The sequence below is a fragment of the uncultured Chitinophaga sp. genome (assembly GCF_937874145.1).
In the GTDB taxonomy this organism is placed as follows: domain Bacteria; phylum Bacteroidota; class Bacteroidia; order Chitinophagales; family Chitinophagaceae; genus Chitinophaga.
In genome coordinates this window covers 12,467-29,824 of the sequence record NZ_CALNBI010000151.1, presented here as the reverse complement: position 1 = coordinate 29,824, position 17,358 = coordinate 12,467, and the positions used below count along the sequence as shown (strand labels likewise).

At 57.0% G+C, this 17,358-nt stretch carries 17 protein-coding genes and 1 pseudogene; 9 read left to right on the top strand and 9 right to left on the bottom strand.

The window, feature by feature from the left end; genetic code table 11:
- The 3 genes and pseudogenes from Q0510_RS07230 to Q0510_RS07220 all read left to right on the top strand — a co-directional run.
- Positions 1-214, top strand: a pseudogene (locus Q0510_RS07230) (insulinase family protein); the annotation flags it as partial.
- Positions 215-218: 4 nt separating this feature from the next.
- Positions 219-1,499, top strand: coding sequence for a pitrilysin family protein (locus tag Q0510_RS07225; protein ID WP_298709602.1), 1,281 nt, complete (start codon positions 219-221; stop codon positions 1,497-1,499).
- 68 nt (positions 1,500-1,567) lie between these two features.
- A complete protein-coding gene (locus Q0510_RS07220) occupies positions 1,568-1,921 on the top strand; it encodes a phage holin family protein (RefSeq protein WP_298709600.1) in 354 nt (117 codons plus the stop codon).
- A 2-nt stretch (positions 1,922-1,923) separates the two neighbouring features.
- On the opposite strand, the gene Q0510_RS07215 is transcribed toward Q0510_RS07220, so the two are convergent.
- Together Q0510_RS07215 and Q0510_RS07210 are read right to left on the bottom strand one after the other, a co-directional pair.
- Positions 1,924-3,498 (bottom strand): amidohydrolase family protein, encoded by a 1,575-nt coding sequence (locus tag Q0510_RS07215; protein ID WP_298709597.1) that lies wholly within the window; start codon positions 3,496-3,498, stop codon positions 1,924-1,926.
- 12 nt (positions 3,499-3,510) lie between these two features.
- Positions 3,511-3,939, bottom strand: coding sequence for a nuclear transport factor 2 family protein (locus Q0510_RS07210; protein ID WP_298709595.1), 429 nt, complete (start codon positions 3,937-3,939; stop codon positions 3,511-3,513).
- Positions 3,940-4,162: 223 nt separating this feature from the next.
- On the opposite strand from Q0510_RS07210, the gene Q0510_RS07205 reads away from it, so the two are divergent.
- The 5 genes from Q0510_RS07205 (at position 4,163) to Q0510_RS07185 (ending at position 8,206) form a co-directional block, all read left to right on the top strand.
- Complete coding sequence (locus Q0510_RS07205) at positions 4,163-5,356, top strand: DegT/DnrJ/EryC1/StrS aminotransferase family protein (protein ID WP_298709592.1); 1,194 nt, start codon at positions 4,163-4,165, stop codon at positions 5,354-5,356.
- A 15-nt stretch (positions 5,357-5,371) separates the two neighbouring features.
- Positions 5,372-6,109: a 3-deoxy-manno-octulosonate cytidylyltransferase gene (gene kdsB, locus Q0510_RS07200; RefSeq protein ID WP_298709590.1), complete on the top strand. Its 738-nt coding sequence runs from the start codon at positions 5,372-5,374 to the stop codon at positions 6,107-6,109.
- 23 nt (positions 6,110-6,132) lie between these two features.
- Positions 6,133-7,209, top strand: coding sequence for an iron-containing alcohol dehydrogenase family protein (locus Q0510_RS07195; RefSeq protein ID WP_298709588.1), 1,077 nt, complete (start codon positions 6,133-6,135; stop codon positions 7,207-7,209).
- Positions 7,210-7,289: 80 nt separating this feature from the next.
- Positions 7,290-7,787: a hypothetical protein gene (locus tag Q0510_RS07190; protein WP_298709586.1), complete on the top strand. Its 498-nt coding sequence runs from the start codon at positions 7,290-7,292 to the stop codon at positions 7,785-7,787.
- 44 nt (positions 7,788-7,831) lie between these two features.
- Positions 7,832-8,206, top strand: coding sequence for a group III truncated hemoglobin (locus Q0510_RS07185; protein ID WP_298709584.1), 375 nt, complete (start codon positions 7,832-7,834; stop codon positions 8,204-8,206).
- A 72-nt stretch (positions 8,207-8,278) separates the two neighbouring features.
- Here Q0510_RS07185 and Q0510_RS07180 read toward each other — a convergent pair whose 3' ends face one another.
- Complete coding sequence (locus Q0510_RS07180; RefSeq protein ID WP_298709582.1) at positions 8,279-9,490, bottom strand: MFS transporter; 1,212 nt, start codon at positions 9,488-9,490, stop codon at positions 8,279-8,281.
- 133 nt (positions 9,491-9,623) lie between these two features.
- Here Q0510_RS07180 and Q0510_RS07175 point away from each other — a divergent pair, with 133 nt between their 5' ends.
- Positions 9,624-10,997, top strand: coding sequence for a TlpA disulfide reductase family protein (locus tag Q0510_RS07175; protein WP_298709580.1), 1,374 nt, complete (start codon positions 9,624-9,626; stop codon positions 10,995-10,997).
- Positions 10,998-11,061: 64 nt separating this feature from the next.
- Here Q0510_RS07175 and thiH read toward each other — a convergent pair whose 3' ends face one another.
- From thiH to thiC, 6 genes are all read right to left on the bottom strand, one after another.
- Positions 11,062-12,177, bottom strand: coding sequence for a 2-iminoacetate synthase ThiH (gene thiH, locus Q0510_RS07170; RefSeq protein ID WP_298709578.1), 1,116 nt, complete (start codon positions 12,175-12,177; stop codon positions 11,062-11,064).
- On the bottom strand, positions 12,174-12,962 hold the full coding sequence (locus Q0510_RS07165) for a thiazole synthase (RefSeq protein ID WP_298709576.1): 789 nt from the start codon (positions 12,960-12,962) through the stop codon (positions 12,174-12,176). The genes thiH and Q0510_RS07165 overlap by 4 nt, the downstream gene beginning before the upstream one ends.
- The gene (thiE, locus tag Q0510_RS07160) at positions 12,947-13,564 is read right to left on the bottom strand and encodes a thiamine phosphate synthase (protein WP_298709574.1); all 618 of its coding nucleotides are present in this window, start codon (positions 13,562-13,564) and stop codon (positions 12,947-12,949) included. Before thiE ends, Q0510_RS07165 begins: the two co-directional genes overlap by 16 nt.
- Before the next feature lie 145 nt (positions 13,565-13,709).
- Entirely contained in the window at positions 13,710-14,450 is a 741-nt protein-coding gene (locus Q0510_RS07155) for a hydroxymethylpyrimidine/phosphomethylpyrimidine kinase (protein ID WP_298709572.1), read from the bottom strand.
- 21 nt (positions 14,451-14,471) lie between these two features.
- Positions 14,472-15,074, bottom strand: coding sequence for a thiamine phosphate synthase (locus Q0510_RS07150; RefSeq protein WP_298709570.1), 603 nt, complete (start codon positions 15,072-15,074; stop codon positions 14,472-14,474).
- Positions 15,071-16,882: a phosphomethylpyrimidine synthase ThiC gene (thiC, locus tag Q0510_RS07145; RefSeq protein ID WP_298709568.1), complete on the bottom strand. Its 1,812-nt coding sequence runs from the start codon at positions 16,880-16,882 to the stop codon at positions 15,071-15,073. The genes Q0510_RS07150 and thiC overlap by 4 nt, the downstream gene beginning before the upstream one ends.
- Between the last annotated feature and the right edge of the window lie 476 nt (positions 16,883-17,358).

The following is a 17,358-nucleotide window of genomic DNA, read 5'->3' as shown; positions in this document are numbered from 1 at the left end:
GAACCGCGTGGAAAGCATGCTGGCTTTCGAAGACATGGGGCTCCTCTCCCGCGCGAACAACCTCGCTTTCTACGAGCTCATCGGCGATGCGGCGGAGATGAATACCGAATTCGCGAAGTACGAAGCGGTAACGGTAGCCGACATCCAGGAACAGGCCCGGGCGATCTTCTCCCCCAACAACGTCAACACGATCCATTATTACGCAGGAAATTAAGATTATGATCAACAGAAGACAGGCACCCGCAATAAAAGACGCAGTCAATTTCGATATACAACTCAAACCGCTGGAGAAATTCCAGCTGGACAACGGCATTCCCGTATACGTGGTCCGCTCCTCCGAGCAGGAAACCCTCCAGCTGGAGCTGGTGTTCCCCGCAGGCAGCTGGTACGAGTCTGAAAACCTCGTGGCCTCCGCCACCAACTTCCTCATGAAGAACGGCACCGGCCGGCATTCCGCGCTCGAGATCAATGAAATGACCGAGTACTACGGCGCCTATCTCAACCGGAACTGCTTCCACGAAAACGCCACCTACACCCTTCACTGCCTCAGCCGCCATATCGCCGACCTGCTGCCCACGCTGCAGGAAGTGATACAGGACCCGGCGTTCCCCGAGCAGGAGCTCGCCATCTTCACCCAGAACATGAAACAGAAGCTGGCGGTGAACCTTCAGAAAAGCGAGTTCGTCGCCAACCGGCACATCGATAAATATCTCTTCGGGGAATTCCACCCCTACGGCCGCGTGAGCAGCATGATGGCGTACGACGCCCTGCAAACCGAAAGCCTTCACGGGTTCTATAAGCAACACTACACGTACAACAACTGCAAGATCTTCCTGGCAGGCAACCTGCCCGATAATATCATCCCCCTCCTCAACCAGCACTTCGGCCACAAATGGGGTGAGGAAACGCACAACCTCCGCCCCGAAATGCCGATCCTGCCGGCGGATGAAAAGAAATACCGCATCTTCAATGATGAGAACGGCGTACAGGGAAGCATCCGCGTAGCCAGGCCTTTCCCGAACCGCTACCACCCCGACTTCCCGAAGATGCTCGTGCTGAACACCATATTCGGCGGGTATTTCGGATCGAGGCTCATGAGCAATATCCGGGAAGAAAAAGGATATACTTACGGCATCCACTCGCAGATCTACAATTTCCGCCAGGCCGGCGCGGTGAATATCCAAACCGAAGCAGGACGGGATGTATGCGAAAAAGCGATCGCGGAAATCTACCTGGAAATGAACCGGCTCCGCGATGAGCCGATACCGGAAGAAGAACTCAGCCTCGTTAGGAATTTCATGATCGGATCCATCCTCGGCGACCTCGACGGCGCCTTCCAGGTGATCCAGCGGTGGAAGAATCTTATCCTGAACGATCTCGACGAAAACTATTTCTACAATAATATCCGTACCATCAAAACCATTTCCGCCGAAGAGCTGCAGCAGATGGCGCGTTTATACCTCGTGCCGGAAGATTTTTATGAATTGATCGTGATCTGATAACCAGAAACACTAAACATTCTGCATGCTTTTTGTGTATTTTGTATAAAGCACTAACACGCTATCCAATGTTAGGAATTCTTATCCGGCTGCTCGTGACGGCGCTTGCCGCGCTGCTGACGGCCTATTTACTCCCCGGCGTTAAACTCCAGGATTTTACTACCGCACTGCTGCTCGCCATCGTGCTCGGTTTGTTGAACCTGATCGTGAAGCCTATCCTCGTGATCCTCACCCTGCCTGTGACCGTGGTCACCCTTGGCCTCTTCCTGCTCGTCATCAACGCACTGATCGTATTATGGGCCAGCAGCCTGGTGAAAGGGTTTAAAGTGGACAACTTCTGGTGGGCGCTGCTGTTCAGCGTGGTGCTGTCTATCATCAGCAGTTTCATGATGTCGCTCGGGCCGGAAGACCGGGTTGACTGACCTTAAAGGCCCAGGCGCACTACCTGGCCTTTGCGGGTGCCGTTGTGTTTTCCGTTTTCTATCGTCAGTTGCCCGTTGACCAGCACATGGCTGAAGCCGGTGGAATACTGGTGGGGTTGGGTGAAGGTCGACAGGTCTTTTACCGTGGCAGGGTCGAAGATGACGATGTCCGCCATGTACCCGGGAACGAGCAGGCCGCGTTGCGCCAGCCTGAACTTCTGTGCCGGGAGGGACGTCATCCTGCGGATCGCTTCTTCCAGCCCCAGCACTTTTTCTTCCCGCACATATTTTCCCAGCACGCGCGCATTGGTGCCATACCCGCGCGGATGCGGAACGCCCACGCCAAACTCGCGGATGCTGGCGTCTGACGCGAACATGTTGAAAGGGTATTGCATAATGCGTTTCACATCTTCTTCGCTCATGCCGTGGAACACCATGCCCGCGCTCCCCTGCTGCACCAGGTCCAGCACGGTTTCCACTTCGTTGGGGATATTGCTTTTCCTTCCTTTTAATTTATTGATTTCGGAGATGTTCTTGCCATTGAGCGTAGTGTCGGCCTCGAAATACGCGACTACGGCGTAATCCAGGTTTTTGAGGCGGCGTTTCTTATAGATGCCGCTCATCTCCGATACGATCTTCTTCCGTATATCCGGCGTGGTGAGGCGGTACACCACAGAGTCGTGGCCGCCGGAAAGCGCCCAGTCGGGCAGCATAGTGCGGAGGCTGGTGCTGCTGGCGGTGTAGGGATATTGATCGATGGTCACTTCCAGGCCTTCGCGGCGGGCTTTCTCTATGAGCGCCAGGGTTACGGCAGAGCGGCCCCAGTTTTGTTTGCCGCCGATCTTGAAGTGGGATATTTCCACAGGGATGTTTGCCTGGCGGCCGATGCTCAACGCTTCTTCGATAGCGGCTTCCACGGCATCGCCTTCGTTGCGCATATGCGTGGCGTATACGCCGCCGTGCTTCGCGGCGGCTTTGGCGAGGCCTACTACTTCGGCCGTTTGGGCGTAGTTGCCGGGAACGTAAATCAGGCCCGTGCTGAGGCCCACCGCTCCGTCGTGCATGGCTTTCTCGACAAGGCTTTCCATTTTTTGCTGCTCTTCAGCAGTGGGCATGCGGTTGGTGCTGCCCATCACTGCGCGGCGCACATCGTTGTGGCCGATGAGGGAAGCTACGTTGATGGAGATGGTCATGCTGTCGAGTTGCCGGAAGTAGCGCCCCAGGTCAATATTGGAAGCGCCGCAGTTGCCGGTGACGACGGTGGTGACGCCGTCCATCAGGAAGCTTTCGGCCGTGGGGACTTTGAATTCATCGTCTTCGATATGGGTATGCACATCGATGAACCCCGGCGCCACGATGCGCCCGCCGGCGTCTATGGTTTTGGTGGCGCGGAGGGTTTGGGGCTGGCGGGTAACGGCGAGGATGCGCCCGTCTTTCACCGACACTTCGCCGTAATACCAGGAGTTGCCGGTACCGTCGGCGATGCGGGCGTTGCGGATGAGGATATCGGCTTCGGATTGCGCGAAACCGGCCATGGCGGCGAGTAGTGCGGGAAGAAGGAAGAGCGTTTTTTTCATGGGTTTCCGGGTTTAGCTGGAGTGGTCGGCCACGATTTTCCATTCGCCGCCGATGCGGCGGAGGACGATGGAGAAGTGCCCGTCGAGGTTACCGATGGTGCGCGTGAGCTTCCACTTGCCTACTACAAAATAAGCATCGCCGGCGAGTTTTTTAAATTCCAGCAGGTCGAATGCGAGCTGTCCCATGCCTTCCTTGCCGGGATAGGCTTTTTTGTAGTTGTCCAGCGTGGCCTGCCAGCCGTAGGTGAGCCCTTTTTTGCCGATAAACAGGAGGCTGTCTGATTTCCAGTAGGTGCCCATAAAGCCTTCGATATCGCCGCGGTTCCAGCATTCGAGCTGGGTTTGCATGAGCTGGCGGATACGGGTTTCGGCGGGGTCCTGCGCGGCGGCGGTGAGGATCATGGAGCAGAAAAGGGTGGCTGACAATAAGAATTTACGCATAGAATGGTTGTTGAGGGTATGAAAATAAGGAAATCCCCGCGCGGGCCCGGTTTTTTGGCCTGCGTTTCCGCGGTTTCCGGATTTAAAATCTATATAGAATATTGATAGTCATAATAAAAGGAGTCAAATAATGCATATTTGACCGTCGAAAAGTTTAACGGTTTTTATCGGTTTTCCATTCCGGGATTGTTCTACCTTTGCACCACTACAAAAATTTTGCATTATGCCCGGATTTGAACTATTTGGCGCCGAAGAAAGGAAGGAAGTGAACGACGTCCTTGAGACAGGAATTTACATGCGTTATGGATTCGACGGTCCCCGCAAAGGGATCTGGAAAGCGAAAGAACTGGAGCAGGCGCTTTGCGAGCGTTTCAACGTGGAATACGCGCAGCTGACATCGAGCGGCACCACCGCGCTCACGACCGCTATGGCCGCATTGGGCCTGGGTGCGGGAGACGAGATCATCATGCCTACTTTTACCTTCGTGGCCAGCTTCGAAGCCGTGCTGTCGGTAGGTGCAACGCCTGTACTGGTGGATGTGGACGATACGATGACGCTGGACGCCGCCGCCGTGCGCGCCGCCATCACCCCCCGCACCAAATGCGTAATGCCCGTTCATATGTGCGGCTCCATGGCCGACATGGACGCGCTGGTGGAAATCTGCCAGGAGCATAACCTCATCCTGCTGGAAGACGCCTGTCAATCCACCGGGGCCACCCACAAAGGCCGCGCGCTGGGTTCCATCGGGCATGCCGGTACTTTCTCCTTCGACTTCGTGAAAACGATCACCTGCGCCGAAGGCGGGGCGATCATCACCAACGATAAAGACGTTTATACGAAATGCGACGCTTACTCCGACCATGGCCACGACCATCTCGGCGGGGCAGACCGTGGCGCCGACGGGCATCCGCACCTGGGCTACAACTTCCGCATTTCCGAACTGCATGCCGCGGTAGGCCTTGCGCAGATCCGCAAGCTCGACCGCTTCCTGGCCATCCTCCGCAACAACCACGAGATCGTGAAAGCGGCCCTGGCTACCCTTCCGGAAGTGGAGTTCCGCCGCATCCCCGATCCCTCGGGCGACAGCTGCACCCATCTCTCCTTCTTCCTCCCCGACCTGGACACCGCCCGCAACGCCGCCAAAGCCATGAAAGCCGCCGGCCTGCCCGCATTCCATTGGTTCGACAACAACTGGCACTACTTCCGTAAATGGAACCACCTGCAAGAGGGTGCAACCCTTACCCGGTTCCCGGAACAACTCGCCAAAGACCTCGCCGTATATCAAACCAAACAATTCCCCGCTTCCGACGCCATCATCGGCCGCTGCATTTCCTTCCCCATCAGCCTCGCATGGACTGACGCGGAAGTACGCGAACGCGCCGAAAAACTGACGGCTGCCGTGAAAAGCGCATTGTAATTACAAATTCCCGGCATGAAGAAAATCGCATTGATCCCGGCGCGTTACGCCGCCAGCCGCTTCCCCGGCAAAATGATGGCAGTGCTCGCAGGTAAAACCGTTATCTGGCGCACGTATGAATCCACCCGCGAAACCGGTGTGTTCGACGAAGTCATGGTAGTAACCGACAGCGACATCATCTTTGAAGAAATCACCCGCAACGGCGGAAAGGCCATCATGAGCAAACGCGAGCACGAAAGCGGGTCCGACCGCATCGCCGAAGCCGTGGAGGATATGACCGACGTGGACATCGTAGTGAACGTTCAGGGCGATACGCCTTTCACCCGGAAAGAACCGCTGGAGAAACTGTTGCAGGTTTTTGAAGGCGAAGCCGGAAAGAAGGTGCAGGTGGCGTCGCTCATGCAGGAACTGAAAGACTGGAAAGACATTGAAGACCCCAACTTCGTGAAAGTTGCGGTAGACAAGGATTTCAATTCGCTCATGTTCTCCCGCTCCGTGATCCCCTACCCCCGCGATAAAAACGTGAACACCGTGTACTACGAGCATATCGGCATCTACGCGTTCCGCCGCGAAGCCCTGCTGCAGTTCACGCGCACGCCCATGACGCCGCTGGAAGCAGCCGAGAAAGTGGAGTGCCTGCGGTACCTGGAGATGGGAATTCCGCTCAAAATGGTCGTAACCGACTATATGGGCGTGGAAATCGATACGCCGGAAGATCTGGAAAGAGCTTCCAAATTGCTGGACCAACCCTAAACACAAAAAATCTGGGATATAACATGAAATTCAGAAATTTTAAACTGGTAGGATACGTGATTTTCGGACGAGGTGCGTTTAACCAGCTCGACGAGATCATTGCGCCGCGCCGCAAGGGCGATGCGCCGATGATATTTTTTGTGGACCATTTCTTTGAAGCCAACCAGCCGTTCCTCTCCCGCATTCCCTTGCGCGGAAAGGATAAGATCGTTTTCATCGACGTGACCCATGAGCCCAAGACCACTTACGTAGACCGCCTGCGCGACGAGCTGAAGGCGGAATTCGGCGAAGTGAGCGGCATCATCGGCATCGGCGGCGGGTCTACCATGGACATGGCCAAAGCCGTAGCCCTGATGATGACCAATCCCGGATCATCCGCGGATTACCAGGGCTGGGACCTCGTGAAACTGCCGGCTGTATATAAAGTGGGCATCCCCACCCTGTCGGGCACCGGCGCCGAGGTGAGCCGTACTACCGTGCTCACGGGCCCTACCCGCAAGCTGGGCATGAACTCTGACTACACCCCCTTCGACCAGATCGTGCTGGACCCGCAACTGATTTCCAATGCGCCGGTGAACCAGCGGTTTTATACCGCGATGGATTGCTACATCCATTGCATCGAATCCCTGGAAGGCACGTTCCTCAACGCTTTCAGCCGTTCTTACGGTGAAAAGGCGCTGGAGCTCTGCCAGGAAATCTACCTGAAAAAGGACCGCTGGGACGATGACGCCGACGAGAAGCTCATGATGGCTTCCTACGCGGGCGGTATGAGCATCGCGTACTCGCAGGTGGGCGTGGCCCATGCGGTGAGCTACGGGCTGAGCTACCTCCTGGGCACCAAGCATGGTGTGGGCAACTGCATCGTGTTCGACAAGCTGGAAGAGTTTTATCCCGCCGGCGTGAAGGAATTCAAGCAGATGGTGGACAAACACCAGGTGGAGATTCCGCAGCACATCACCAAAGGCCTCAGCGATGCGGACTTTGAAACGATGATCGACGTGTCGATGGGCCTGGCCCCGCTGTGGGAAAACGCCCTCGGCAAAGACTGGCAAACACTCATGACCCGCGACCGCCTGCGCAAGCTCTACGAGCAACTGTAAGGCAACCGTAAACGTAATGTATATCCAAAGAGGCTGTAGGTCGCTCCGGCGATGCAGCCTCTTTTGTCAAAACCCAGACCATGGAACAACTCGGAAAACTCACGGAACAATACACCACCGTACTGCAGAAGGTAAAGGCCCGGCGGGCCGCCTGGCAACAAACGGCCAAGCCTTTCCTGGTGAAATACCTCGGGGAGGTGACCACCCGTTTTCCCCTGAACTGGAAAGCAGGCGCCAACGAAATGATGCAGGGCCTGGAGGCCGTATACCTCCTGTTCGACCATGAGCCGAGCGGCATCGTGGAGCAATCGCCGTTCAGCGTGGTGCAGAAGATGAAAATCGGCGGCTTTTTGTCGTTTTCCCAGACCCGTAACGGGCAGATCGTGGTTTGGATCAGTTTTCCGTTTATCGACGGGATGACCGAAGAGAAGCCCAAAAACGAAACCCTCGAAACGTTGGAGCCCGAGGAGCTGGACGGGCCGGCGGTTGACCGGTTTATAGGAAAGTTCCTGGGAGAAATGATCCAGTGGGAAGAGGACGCCCGCGACGAGATCGGGTTTATCCGCCACAGGGATTGACCTTCGTCATCGTTTAATTCAGCCGGTTGACCGAACTTTGTGTTATGAACGACATCAGGGATATTGAGGACATTAAGCTGCTGGTGAACACCTTCTACGATAAAATCCGGCAGGATGATATGCTGGGGCCGATTTTCAACGAGCGCATCGCCCCGGATGCCTGGCCCGCGCACCTGGAAACGATGTATAAGTTCTGGGGAACGCAGCTGCTGGGTGAAAAGGATTATTTCGGTGCGCCTTACGTGAAACACCGGACGCTCCCGGTAGACCAGGTGCATTTCGACCGTTGGGTGCAGTTGTGGCACGCTACGGCTGATTCGCTGTTCCAGGGCCCGCGTATCGCTACGGCGAAAGTGAAAGGCGCTTCCATTGCCCAGATCTTCCTGGGAAAAATCCGCTTCGAACGCGGTCAGTTCTGATGAATTAACGCCGCCAGTTTTTTTGCGCCCTGCCGGCGGCGTTGCCTGCATCGCCAAACTGGTCGTCCGGTTTTAGCGGTTGCGGTAGTGCGATTTGATGGATTTGCGCGCATACCGGACGTATTTGTTGCGATAAACGAACAGCAGGTAGATCGTTGCCATGATGGTTACGCCTGCCATGATGAAGAACACTTTAGCGAAGTGACCGGGGTTGTTGCCGTACCATTCGGCGGAGAAGAACGCCCCCAGCCCGATGCCCGCTTCCAGGGCGATGTACATGCTACCCAGGGCGCGGCCCCGGTGCTCGGGCAATCCCAGGTCGATAGTCCAGGCCGTTACGGCCGGCGAATTCAATCCCAGCGAAACACCGTACAACAAAGCCCCCGCCAGTAAAACCGCCGGTGTATGCGCCAGGCCGATCACCACCATGGAAATAGCCATCAATGTGGCCGCGATTTTCAGGATGGGCACACGGCCGTAGCGGTCGGAGGTTTTGCCGGCCAGCAGGCGGATGCCGATGGAGCTGGCGGTGAAGAAGGTGAAGAACAGCCCTTTATTCTGCAATCCCAGGTGAGCGCTGAAATCCGGGATAATGGTAAGCAGCGCGCCGTAACTGAAGTAAGTGAGGAAAGTTATGACTACAGGCGCCATCACCGCAGGTTCGAAGACCTCGTGGCGGGAGATTTTGAGCAACGCCGGCCGGAACTTCTCCCGGTTGTGCAGCGTTTCCTTCATGCCGATGAGAATCACGACAGACAGCAGGGCGAATACCGCCGAGATCTGGAACATGGTCACGATGCCCCAGGCGTTGGCGATGGAACCGCCGATAGAGGGGCCCAGCGACAGCCCGACCGTGCTTGCCAGCCCTACCATGCCCATCGCTTCGCCGCGGCGGTTGAAGGGGACCATATCGGCGACGTAGGCCGAAGTGCCGGTGGGTTTGAAGCCCGTGGAAAAACCATGGAAGAAGCGCAGCAGCAGAAAGGCGCCCACACTGCTGACCAGCGGGTACAGGAGGCTGCAGATGACGCAGATCACGGAACCGAATACCATCACGGGAATGCGGCCGATCGTGTCTGTAAGTTTCCCGGAAAATGGCCGGCTCAGGCCTGCCATGAGGGTGAAAAGACCAATGATGTAACCTTTATAGTCGGCGCCGCCCAGGCTTGTCAGGTAAGCGGGGAGCTCGGGGATCATCATGTTAAAACTGGCGGAGAAAAGCAGGTTGCTCAGGCAAAGCAACCCGAACTGAAGCGTATAAATCTTCCCACTCGACTGATCCATGCTGCAAAGTTAGCCTCCGGAAGTCAATTCCCGCCGATTGTCATAGAAATTTGTCCGCCTGTCCCTTCCTTCCCCCGATTCAAACCCCTGAGTTGTCTTAAAATGTATGCGAACAACCATTATTACTCCCTTTATGAAACGACATTCCTGCCTCTTTTGGGCCCTTACCTGCATCCTGACGGCACTGCCCAGGATTACGCAGGCCGCCCCTTCTCCCGTCACCATCATCCGCGGCGCCATGGAAACTTCCGGCGATAAAATGGAGCGGATGTTCCTGTACGACGCTTCCGAAGGCCAGCACATGGAAATGGCATCTTCCCGGATCGACGGCCGGCAGTTTACCTTCGCCGTGCAATCCCTCCGCGAAGGATTTTATTATGTGGGCGACATGTCGCGCCGCCGCATGCACCGGCTCTACCTCAAGCCCGGCGACCAGGTTGCCCTGCGATTCAATGATACCGCCATCGCGATTGCCGGCGGATCGGCGGAAGGCAAACTGGCGGCGGAATGGGATAAGTTGTTTGAAGAGATCCGCCGCCCCGCATACGATTTTGCCCGGGTGAGCATGGATTATACGGGTTATTTTCCCCTGTTGACCGGTTTTATTCCCAAAGCGGAGAAATTCAAATCCACCATCAACACACCCAACAAAGCATTCAACAATCTGCTGAAAATGGTGATAGACGCGGATATTGAAGGCGCAGCCCTTACCTTCCTCTATACCCCGCGCGGCAAGCATCCCGATAAAAAAGACTACCCGGCTTATTACGGAACCGTTGTCGCTCCCAATAAATTCTGCGACAGCCGCTATCTGCGCCTGGGAGAAACCGACCAGCTCATGCGGCATTATATCCTGTTTGCTTCCATCAACGGCGCTACCAAACCCACGAAAGAAGATCGCCTTTCCTGGTCGCTGGAGCAAATTTGCAATGACACGCTCAAAGGCGCATACCTCACCCGGAATTTCTCCCGTTACAACTCGCTGGAAAACTTCCTGGCGGAAGCCGGTCCGCTGGAAAAATTCGTAGCCACTGATCGCCAGCGCGCTGCTTTTGACGAAACGAAAAAGAAACTGAGCACATTCAAAGCGGGTGAGCCAGGTTACAATTTCAACTACCCCGATCTCGCAGGGAAGGAGGTTTCGCTAGCCGGTCTGAAAGGGAAAGTGGTAGTGGTGGACATGTGGGCCACCTGGTGCGGCCCCTGCAAAGCGGAGATCCCGCATCTGAAAAAGCTGGAAACAGACATGCACGGAAAAGATGTCGTGTTTGTCAGCATTTCGGTGGATGAAGAAAAAGACAAGGAGAAGTGGGCGAATTTCGTGCAGAAGGAATCCCTCGGCGGCGTGCAACTCTTCGCCAGCGGATGGTCCGGGATGACGAAGTTCTACGGTGTAAACGCCATCCCGCGCTTCATGGTGTTCGACAAAGCCGGCAAGATCGTGAATGTGGATGCGCCCCGCCCTTCGCAGCCGGAGCTTAAATCCCTGATCCAAACATTACTGTAAACGATACTCCATCCGGATTGTAACCGGTCGCAGGCAGAAAACCTTTGCCGCGGCCGGTTTTTTATTATCCGAAGTCGTCCCAGTCCTTCCACACGGGACTGTAGCCATGGTTCCTGATCATTTCCGCCACTGCTGCGGGGCTTCGCTCATCCGATATCTCGAACTGCTCCAGTGACCCGGGTTCCACGGCATAGCCGCCTGGATTGGTGCGGCTGCCGGCGCTCATGGTGGTAACGCCCAGGGGCACGAGGTGGTCGCGGAATCGGGGGCTTTCGCGGGTGGAAAGGCTGAGCTCCACATCCGGGAAGCAGAGGCGGTAAGCGCAAATGAGCTGCAGCAATTCGCGGTCGTTCATGATGGACTTAGGCGGCAGTCCGCCGGAGAAAGGCCGGAGCCGTGGAAACGAAATGCTGTAGCGGGTTTGCCAGTAGGTTCGTTGCAGGTAATCCAGGTTCAGGGCGGTGAAGAAGCTGTCGGTCCGCCAGTCTTCGAGCCCTATCAAAACCCCCAGCCCGATTTTATGAACACCCGCGCGCCCAAGCCTGTCGGGTGTTTCGAGGCGCCAGGCGAAGTTGGATTTTCGTCCTTTCGGGTGATGTTTTTTGTAATCGTCTTCGTGGTAGGTTTCCTGGTAAACGAGTACGGAATGGAGGCCCAGGGGTTGCAGCGCGCGGTAATCCTCCTCTTCCATCGGCTGCACTTCAATTGATATTTGCGGGAAGTGTTGTTTGAAGATGGGCAATGCGCGGTTGAAATAATCCATCCCTACCGTTTGCCAGGCTTCTCCCGTTACGAGCAGCACATGCCCGAAGCCCATGGCTTTCACGGCTTCGATTTCGCGGAGCATTTCCGCGCCGGTGAGGGTTTTGCGGCGAAGGGGGTTATTGAGGCTGAAGCCGCAGTAAGTGCAGATGTTCTGGCATTCGTTGGACAGGTATACGGGCGCGTACAGCTGGATGGTTTTGCCGAACCGTTGCTGCGTGAGCTGCCTGCTGAGCGCCGCCATCCGTTCCAGGTACGGCGCGGCGGCGGGTGAAGCGAGGGCCATGAAATCCTGCAAATTGCGGCGTGGTTTGCGCAGCGCAGCTTCCACGTCGGCGGAAGTTTTGGCGTAGATGTTCGCTTTCACATCGTCCCAGGCGTATTTCCGGAAGATATTATCAAAAGTCTGCGTTTTCATTTTGCTGCTATTTCTGCTTCATCGAGAAACGCCAGTACCGGGCTGCTGGCATTGGCCTGGCTGCTGGCGGCGGGTAGCCCGGCGAGGTAGGCTTTGCGGCCTGCTGCTACGGCGGCGGCGAATGCTTCGGCCATGGCTATGGGGTTCCCGGCCACTGCAATGGCGGTGTTGACGAGCACCGCGTCTGCACCGAGTTCCATGGCGGCGGCGGCATGGCTGGGTGCGCCGATGCCCGCGTCTACCACTACCGGTACGTTGCTTTGTTCGATAATAATTTCGAGGAAATCCCTTGTCCGCAGCCCTTTATTCGAACCGATGGGCGCACCCAGCGGCATGACGGCCGCGGCGCCGGCGGCTTCCAGGCGTTTGCAAAGCACGGGATCTGCATGAATGTATGGCAGCACGATGAAACCCTTTGCAGCGAGGGCTTCCGTGGCAGCGAGGGTTTCCACGGGGTCGGGCAGCAGGTAACGCGGGTCGGGGTGGATTTCCAGTTTCAGCCAGTTGGTTTCCAGCGCTTCGCGGGCGAGCTCGGCGGCGTATACGGCTTCCTGCGCATTCCGGACGCCGGAGGTGTTGGGAAGCAGGCGGAATTGCGGATGACGGAGATGCGCCAGCAGGTTGTCGGGCTGATGGCCGGCGTCTACGCGTTTGAGCGCAACGGTCACGAGTTGCGAACCGGAGGCGGTGAGGGCTTTTTCCATGCAGGCGAGGTCGCCGAACTTACCGGTACCGGTGAAGAGGCGGCTGGAAAAGGAATGGCCGGCGATTATGAGTTCGTCCATATGCTATCGAGGATTTGCTGCACGAGGGATTTTTTGTCCGGTGCATGGGTGATCAATCCGGAAACGGCGATGCCGTAAACGCCGGTGTCGAGAATGGCGGGAATATCGCTGAGCTGGATGCCGCCGATGGCGATCACGGGAATACCGGGCCTGGCGGCCATCAGTTGGTTGTAACCTGTGATGCCGAGGATGGGACTGAGTTTTTCTTTTGTAGAAGTGAAGCGGAAAGGCCCGTAGCCGATGTAATCCGCACCGGCGGCTGCATGTGCGAGCGCGTCTTCCGGAGTATTGGCGGTTCCTCCGATGAGGGCTCCGGGGCCGGCGATATTGCGCGCTTCGGCAACGGGCATGTCTTGCAGGCCTACGTGTACGCCATGTGCGCCAACGTTTTTGGCGATCTTGGGATGGTCGTTGATAGAAAGCGTGGCGCCATAAGATCTGCAGATGTCCATGGCTTCGAAAGCGGCGGTGGTAACGTCTCCTTGTTTTACCCGGAGCTGAATCCAGCGGCAGCCGGCTTCGCAGGCGGCGAGGATATTGTCGGCATGCGAGGCTGTGGGAGTTTGTTGCGAGATGTACAACAGTTTTTGCGGTAATATCATTTTGACGGAGAATTTCTCGGTTTTTGAATCCGGGGGAAAAGCGCAGGGCTTTTACTGCCGGGGATTACATCGTTTTTTCGCGATCTCCGAAAATCGGAGGCCGCTTCCGGGTTGATTTTTCAATCCGGATTATCATTAATATGCGTTACTTCTTTTCATGCCAGCCCACCAGCGCAGGGCTGCTCATGAGGTAACGGTAAGTGTAGTCTTTACCTGCACGGCAGGCGTCTTCCAGCGGCAGCCCGCTGGCGAGGGCTGCGGTGATGGATGCTGATAACACACATCCGGAGCCGTGTTTGGGAAAGGCCTGGTTCCCTGTCGGCGGGAGGTCGGTTTCGGCATGTTGTTGAAATAAAGTGTCGAGGCCTGGCCGGTGGGGCCGGTGCCCGCCTTTGAGCAATACGGCGCAAAGCGCCGCCATGCTGCGTGATCCTGCTTCGCCATCCGGCAACCCGCTCATAGCAACGGCTTCGTCGTAGTTAGGCGTGAGTAGTTTGATGGAAGGCAGGATGGATATCCACTTCGAATGAATGGCATTGTGGAAGGCGTACCCTGCCGATGCGCGGAGCACCGGGTCGAGCACGAAAGCGATGCCGGGGCGGACGGCACGGATGGCGGCGATCACCTCGGCGATGGTTTCCGGGTGGGAAACGATACCGATTTTACAGTAATCGACCGGGTATTGTTGCACCAATGGCAATGCCTGCGCGATGATATTGCCGGCGGAGATCCACTCTACGCCAAGGAACGCCGTGTCCGTCTGGACGGTGAGTGCGGTGCAGACGCCGAGCCCGCGGATGTGCCAGGCTTCGAAGGTTTTGATATCTGCCAGGAGGCCCGCCCCTCCTGAGGGGTCGAGGCCTGCGAGGCTCATGGCGTATCGCATGGTGTGATGAGTGTGCGTTGGTTAAAAGATGGCAGTATCATATCGTTGATTCCATTTTTTGATCAGCGTCAACATGGTGCCGGCTGCTTTCTCAGGTTGTTGCCAGACAGTACCGAGCACGGCGGCTCCGCAGTATCCCATTTCCCGCGCCTGCCGGACATTCCCTTCGTGCACGCCTCCCAGGGCGATGGCGTTGGAAGGGATGCAGCGGAATGGCCGGGCGGCGTGGCCGGGTTTGGAGAGGCTGTCGAACACGGGGCCCTGCAGTACGAAATCAAATCCGGAAGTATCCGCGGCATCGTCGTGAATGGATGCGCTGACCCATTTACCTGTTTCGCGGAGTTTACGGATTTCGTATGGCGCGATCTGGCGGCGGGCGTCTTCGCTGAGGTGGAGGCCTTTCAGCCCGAAGGATTCTACCAGCGCTGGAAAGGCGGAAACCATCACGTGCTGGCGATAATGTTCGGGGAGGAAGCTGAGCCACCGGGCGTAGGCGTGTTCGGGCCAGCCGGGTTTACGGAGCAGGAGTGTTTGCAGTCCGGCTTCGAATGCGGACAGGATGACGGGAAGTTCCCGGACAGGTTCCTGCAAAGGGAACTCCGGGGCAGTGATCAGCCAGATCATGCGTAGATCTCCCCTCCGCTGGCAGTGAAGTCTTTGGCTTTTTCCGCCATGGCGGCTTCGCGGTCTGCCTGCTCCCGGACTTCCTGCGAGATTTTCATCGAGCAGAAGTGCGGGCCGCACATCGAGCAGAAGTGCGCGATTTTGGCCCCGTCTGCTGGAAGCGTGGCGTCGTGATAGCTGCGCGCGGTATCGGGGTCCAGGGAAAGATTGAACTGGTCTTCCCAGCGGAATTCGAAGCGCGCCTGGCTGAGGGCGTTATCGCGATGCTGCGCGCCAGGGTGCCCCTTGGCGAGGTCCGCCGCGTGCGCCGCCAGCTTGTAGGTGATTACGCCCTGCTTCACGTCGTCCCGGTCGGGCAGGCCGAGGTGTTCCTTGGGTGTTACATAGCAAAGCATGGCGGTGCCGAACCAGCCGATCATCGCCGCGCCGATGGCTGAGGTGATATGATCGTAGCCGGGGGCAATGTCGGTCGTGAGGGGGCCGAGGGTATAGAACGGCGCTTCGTGGCAGTGTTCCAGCTGCTTGTCCATGTTCTCTTTGATGAGGTGCATGGGTACGTGGCCGGGGCCTTCGATCATCACCTGCACGTCCTGCTGCCAGGCGCGTTTGGTCAGTTCGCCGAGCGTTTCCAGTTCACCGAACTGCGCTGCGTCGTTGGCATCGGCGATAGAGCCGGGGCGGAGGCCGTCGCCGAGGGAGAAGGAAACGTCGTAAGCTTTCATGATCTCGCAGATTTCATCGAAGTGCGTGTACAGGAAATTTTCCTGGTGATGGGCGAGGCACCATTTGGCCATGATGCTGCCGCCGCGCGAAACGATGCCTGTCATTCTTTTGGCGGTAAGCGGCACATACCGCAAGAGGACGCCGGCGTGTATTGTGAAGTAGTCCACGCCCTGTTCGGCCTGTTCGATCAGCGTGTCGCGGAAGATTTCCCAGGTAAGGGCTTCGGCTTTGCCGTTTACTTTTTCGAGCGCCTGGTAGATGGGTACTGTGCCCAGGGGCACGGGGCAGTTCCGGATGATCCATTCACGGGTTTCGTGGATGTTCTTGCCGGTGCTGAGGTCCATGATGGTATCGGCACCCCAGCGGCAGGCCCATACCGCCTTCTCCACTTCTTCTTCGATGGAGGAGGTGACGGCGGAGTTGCCGATGTTGGCGTTGATTTTCACGAGGAAATTGCGGCCGATGATCATGGGCTCGCTTTCCGGGTGGTTGATGTTGGCGGGGATGATAGCGCGCCCGGCGGCTACTTCGCTCCGAACGAACTCGGGCGTGATAAGCCGGGGGGCATTGCCTGTTCCGCGATGCTGCTGCCAGAGCGGGTCTCCTTCGCGGAAAGCCGCGTCGGCGCGTTGGTTTTCACGGATGGCGATATATTCCATCTCCGGTGTAATAATGCCTTTGCGCGCGTAGTGCAATTGTGTTACGTTGGCGCCCTGGCGGGCTTTCCGGGGTAAGGGGGGCTGGCCGGTCCGGAGATGTGCAAGTGCGGGATCGGATAACCGGGCGCGGCCATAATCGCTGGTAAGAGCGGGCAACACCAGGACGTCTCCCCTTTCGTCGATCCATGATTCGCGCAGGCGCGGGAGGCCTATCGCGGGATCGATGGCGAGCGTGGGATCGGTGTAGGGGCCGCTGGTGTCATAGACGGTCACGGGGGCATTGGCTCTTAGTTCCCCGTGGCGGTTATGCACCCGGGTGTCTGTCAGGGAAATTTCGCGCATGGCGACCTGGATATCCGGCCGGGACCCCGGGACATAGATCTTCTGCGAAGCAGGAAAAGGTGTGCGTGTGATACGGTTTTGCATATTAAATCGGTAAAAGGTTTACGTATGGGCATGACAGGGCCGTAGCGCTGTAAAGGCGCAAACAGCTCGTCCGGCAGCATTCATGTGAAGGCATGCGTGCCGGGAATTAAAATAGTCGTCAGCAATGACAGTGGTTAAGGGCGGAAAGGCGCTGGCTGCAATCTCCGGGACTGATGAATCCGCGAAGACGAGGTGATAAATTCCGGATGGCCGTTCGTGTTGATGCTGCTATCAACATGCATATGTAAAATTGTTCATCACCGGCGCTTTGTCCGGCGGGATGACAATTTGCATGTGTCGATCTGAAGCAACGGGCGTTACAGTTTTTACGCCATGGCCTGACAATATTCCTTCATTCTCTTTGAAGGAACTGGAACCTCCATGCCCGGGAGCCCCGTGCTCAGCTCGCTTCATTCGGCGAATAGCATCCGGAGTTCCTTTACTCCAAATAAAGAAGCGAGAACCTCCATGCCCGG

Bases quoted from the DNA above. Each gene is read 5' to 3' on its own strand.
- Q0510_RS07225 (WP_298709602.1), top strand. From the start codon at position 219: ATGATCAACAGAAGACAGGCACCCGCAATAAAAGACGCAGTCAATTTC.
- Q0510_RS07220 (WP_298709600.1), top strand. From the start codon at position 1,568: ATGTTAGGAATTCTTATCCGGCTGCTCGTGACGGCGCTTGCCGCGCTG.
- Q0510_RS07215 (WP_298709597.1), bottom strand. From the start codon at position 3,498: ATGAAAAAAACGCTCTTCCTTCTTCCCGCACTACTCGCCGCCATGGCC.
- Q0510_RS07210 (WP_298709595.1), bottom strand. From the start codon at position 3,939: ATGCGTAAATTCTTATTGTCAGCCACCCTTTTCTGCTCCATGATCCTC.
- Q0510_RS07205 (WP_298709592.1), top strand. From the start codon at position 4,163: ATGCCCGGATTTGAACTATTTGGCGCCGAAGAAAGGAAGGAAGTGAAC.
- kdsB (WP_298709590.1), top strand. From the start codon at position 5,372: ATGAAGAAAATCGCATTGATCCCGGCGCGTTACGCCGCCAGCCGCTTC.
- Q0510_RS07195 (WP_298709588.1), top strand. From the start codon at position 6,133: ATGAAATTCAGAAATTTTAAACTGGTAGGATACGTGATTTTCGGACGA.
- Q0510_RS07190 (WP_298709586.1), top strand. From the start codon at position 7,290: ATGGAACAACTCGGAAAACTCACGGAACAATACACCACCGTACTGCAG.
- Q0510_RS07185 (WP_298709584.1), top strand. From the start codon at position 7,832: ATGAACGACATCAGGGATATTGAGGACATTAAGCTGCTGGTGAACACC.
- Q0510_RS07180 (WP_298709582.1), bottom strand. From the start codon at position 9,490: ATGGATCAGTCGAGTGGGAAGATTTATACGCTTCAGTTCGGGTTGCTT.
- Q0510_RS07175 (WP_298709580.1), top strand. From the start codon at position 9,624: ATGAAACGACATTCCTGCCTCTTTTGGGCCCTTACCTGCATCCTGACG.
- thiH (WP_298709578.1), bottom strand. From the start codon at position 12,177: ATGAAAACGCAGACTTTTGATAATATCTTCCGGAAATACGCCTGGGAC.
- Q0510_RS07165 (WP_298709576.1), bottom strand. From the start codon at position 12,962: ATGGACGAACTCATAATCGCCGGCCATTCCTTTTCCAGCCGCCTCTTC.
- thiE (WP_298709574.1), bottom strand. From the start codon at position 13,564: ATGATATTACCGCAAAAACTGTTGTACATCTCGCAACAAACTCCCACA.
- Q0510_RS07155 (WP_298709572.1), bottom strand. From the start codon at position 14,450: ATGCGATACGCCATGAGCCTCGCAGGCCTCGACCCCTCAGGAGGGGCG.
- Q0510_RS07150 (WP_298709570.1), bottom strand. From the start codon at position 15,074: ATGATCTGGCTGATCACTGCCCCGGAGTTCCCTTTGCAGGAACCTGTC.
- thiC (WP_298709568.1), bottom strand. From the start codon at position 16,882: ATGCAAAACCGTATCACACGCACACCTTTTCCTGCTTCGCAGAAGATC.